Genomic DNA, 3,140 nt, shown 5'->3' on the forward strand with positions numbered 1-3,140 from the left:
GCTAAGACATAGGCCGCCTCCTCAAAACGCCCCTCGTTTTTCAGGCGCTCGACGGCCTCACGGTAGAGCTGTTTGAAGCCGCCGTGGAGTCCCTCCCAAGGGAGGCTACTCGCGGCACGGGCACGTGTGGGGCTGATCACTAGCTGGTCGCGTGGGTGTAGAAAACACATCCCCAGAGGGGTGTCATCGCTCTCGCCTGCCTTGCCCAGAGGAATAGCGTGCTGGAGCGCCTCTTGCCACTGGCCTTTCTCAAAAAGCTCCAGCATTTTCTGAAGAAACTCCGCGTTCTGGCGGCTGATGGCTTCGAGCTGCCCCGGTGAGAAAACCTGCTCCTGGATCGTATCGCCCAGCTTATCTGTCGTGTTCTTAGTGCCCGTCGCCGGAGGACGCAGACGGTCCAGCAGCACCCGGCCCCAGCACTCCAGTGCTTGGCTAATTCCCGAGCTGGGGGCGGCATTCATTGGGGCTTTCTGGGCGGGTGGTGGCGGCTGATTCAGCGAGCGCAGGAGCGCCGCTCGGGCGGCAGCCGTCACGGGATTGATCCCCACAATCTCGCGTGCTTTGATCGGCGTGAGGGCTTCGGTAATAATGCTTTGCGTGACGGGAACTGGCTCGACCAAAGGCCGTGTGGCAATAAAGACAATTCCCTCCAGCGCCAGCCAGTCCGCAGGCTCGACAGGCTCCAGCTCCGCCAGTGCCAGAACCGTGATGTGCCCACGCTGGGCATAGATCAGGCTCTCGGGCGCGGGGCGTAGCTCATCCCACTCGGTTTTGGTGAGGGGCAGAGCGAGCAAGTGCCCCCGCGAACGCACCAGCGGCAGGCCCGGCACAGAGTCGGTGGAGACTTCCTTTGGCGTTGCCAAGGTCGCCAGCAGCGCCCCGTCTTCCGTTTGCCAGACCCGCACGCCCGGCTCCCAGAGCGCCAGAATGCGTTTCTGCGCCTCGTCTTCGCTAAGAAGCGCCGTGTCAAAGAGAAAAGCCGCCGCTGTGATCGTCCCACGATGAAGAAGTTTTTCTGGGATCATATGCCTGCTCCTTCCTCAAAGGTCTCACGGGGCGCATGAAACTGGCAGCGGCGCGAGTTGGTCTCTAAGTCCCAGATCACTAAATCACCGCCCTCGCGCAGGAAAGCCAGCAGCGGCAGATCGGGCGAGACAGCCGCGCTAATCAGCTTCCCCCCGATCCCTGTGAGTGTCTTTGTTGCGCCGAGCCCGACTAAACGCACAATCCGCCCCGCCTCACTCAGTGTCACCAAGCGCACCTGACCGCCAAAGTACGTCGCCCCCAGAACCGTGTCATCGGGATCAAGCGCAGGAAACGCGACATCTTTGGACTCCAGCGGAAAGTACCAGCGCCCGTCGCTGCGCTTCACTACTACGGATTCTTTTGGGGAGGGGCCCGCAAAGAGCAACGCCTCCTCAAAATCATTTCCTAGTGATGCTATTGCTCCATGCTGGACATGTATTAACTCCGCATCTTTGTAAGGCTGCCTTTGGGTCATGAGGGATGTCGGTAATAATAGCAGAAGAGCCGAGCGCTGCGACTTCCAGTTATGTGTCCATACCTCTGGTGTAACTTTAGGCCGACCTGGTTGCCTGGCGAGGTGTTCCAATACCAGGGATTCCCCCAGTTTTCCAAGCCAGATCATTACCTGAGGATTGTCTTCAAGCCAGAGTGTAGCCGGTGCAAGATCGGCCCCGGCCTCACCTAGCAGACGAAGCGATTCTTCGCTGAGAGGGACTTTTCCGGTGGGGAGGGATGCTAAGTTGCCCTTGAGAAGCCGAATTTCGAGATGACTGCCACTTCCCGCGACACAGAAAATAGAGCTGGGGCCACCGCCAACTGCCCGAATCTGTCCGTAGTGCTGCTGGTAGAGCTTGGGCGGGCCGAGCGACGCGCCAAGTTTGTTGGGAACGGGGAAGATGAGCACACCCGTATCGGCGCTATCCCGGGCGCAGACGAACTTCGCGCCGGGGAGCCAGACGAGCGCCCCGACGGCTTGACGATGGCTACTGCGGGTTTTGCTCGGCTTGCCGCTGACTGGCGTGAACGGGTCGCGGAGCAGGCGCACTTGAATATCGGGGGGTGGAAGTGCGAGCTGGAGCTTTTTATTTGCTGGGCGCAGAGTAAGCACCAAATAGGTGCCGTCTTCGGACTCTTCCGTGCTCATGACGTGCACGCCACGGGCCATAGGAGTTTCGAGCCAGTGTGGGCCGCCGAGGAGCCACAGCTCCTCCGGTGAGCCCAGCGCTGCTTCGGCGAACTTGCGCCACTCAAAAAGCTGGCGCGGGGTGGCTTGCACGGCCGTTCGTGCCGCTAAGAACGCCCGCACCGTGGCTTCGTCAAAGCCCGTGTGCAGAGTGCTCTCTTGCGGCTCACTGTCCACAGTTGCCCACTGGAGTGTTGCACCGATGGCTTTTGCCCGCTGCGCGAAGACAATCCACGCCGCGAGCTGCGCCAAGCGTGGTGCTCCAAGCTGCTCCGGGCCGCAGTCAAAGAGGATTAGGCAGCGCCGCTCTTGTGCTTGCGCCTTACGCTCTGGCTCCAGAAATGAGAGTTCTCCCTGGCTCAGGCGACGTAGAAACTCCTCGGGGGCGGTGTCCAGCAAGCCCCACTCGGTCGTGAGCAGGTGCTCCAGCTTTCCTCGCCGCGTGATCCCCGCGTAGCCATCCGGCTCATCGCCGCCCTTGCGTGTCTCGCCCCCCAGCGGCCCGAACGCAGCCGCAAGACGGATGAGAAGTGGGCCGAGTGCACTTGCCAGCACGGGGTCGAGCACGGCGAGCGGCTCTGCCCAGCGAGCCAGGGTGGGTGGGAGGTTCATAAGGCCGCCGCCTCTGCTAGCGAGAAGCAGCAGTCGGGCAAGAGCGCCAGCGGCAGGCGAAGCTCTGGAAAGCGGCGTGTGAGGGCGGCAAGCACAAGGGCCGGGGGAAGCGTGGGGCGCTTTGTCGTGGGCAGAAACAGCGCGGGAGTCGTGGGATCGGGGGCGAGATAGATCACACCAGGGCTCCAGGGTAGCCAGTCGTGTGGGCCGAGGAGGGCCAGAAGTGTTTCCCCCCTAGTCCCCTGTAGATGTTGCATCACACTTACGTCCAGCCGGGCTAGGCGCTCGGCGAGCAAGGCGGCATCGGGGCCAAGCGCGA

3 protein-coding genes are annotated in these 3,140 nt (G+C 62.0%); all 3 read right to left on the reverse strand.

Annotated features, from left to right (window positions below; translation table 11 throughout):
* The coding region (locus tag ACH2EH_RS20890) for a bpX6 domain-containing protein (RefSeq protein ID WP_395144753.1) at positions 1-1,025 on the reverse strand (1,025 nt) is incomplete at its 3' end.
* Positions 1,022-2,821 carry a hypothetical protein gene (locus ACH2EH_RS20895; RefSeq protein WP_395144755.1) on the reverse strand — a complete coding sequence of 600 codons (1,800 nt, stop codon included), beginning with the start codon at positions 2,819-2,821 and terminating at the stop codon, positions 1,022-1,024. The genes ACH2EH_RS20895 and ACH2EH_RS20890, both read right to left, overlap by 4 nt.
* On the reverse strand, positions 2,818-3,140 hold a 323-nt coding region (locus tag ACH2EH_RS20900; RefSeq protein ID WP_395144757.1), incomplete at its 5' end, for a hypothetical protein. The genes ACH2EH_RS20900 and ACH2EH_RS20895, both read right to left, overlap by 4 nt.

This window comes from Armatimonas sp. (genome assembly GCF_043760365.1).
In the GTDB taxonomy this organism is placed as follows: domain Bacteria; phylum Armatimonadota; class Armatimonadia; order Armatimonadales; family Armatimonadaceae; genus Armatimonas.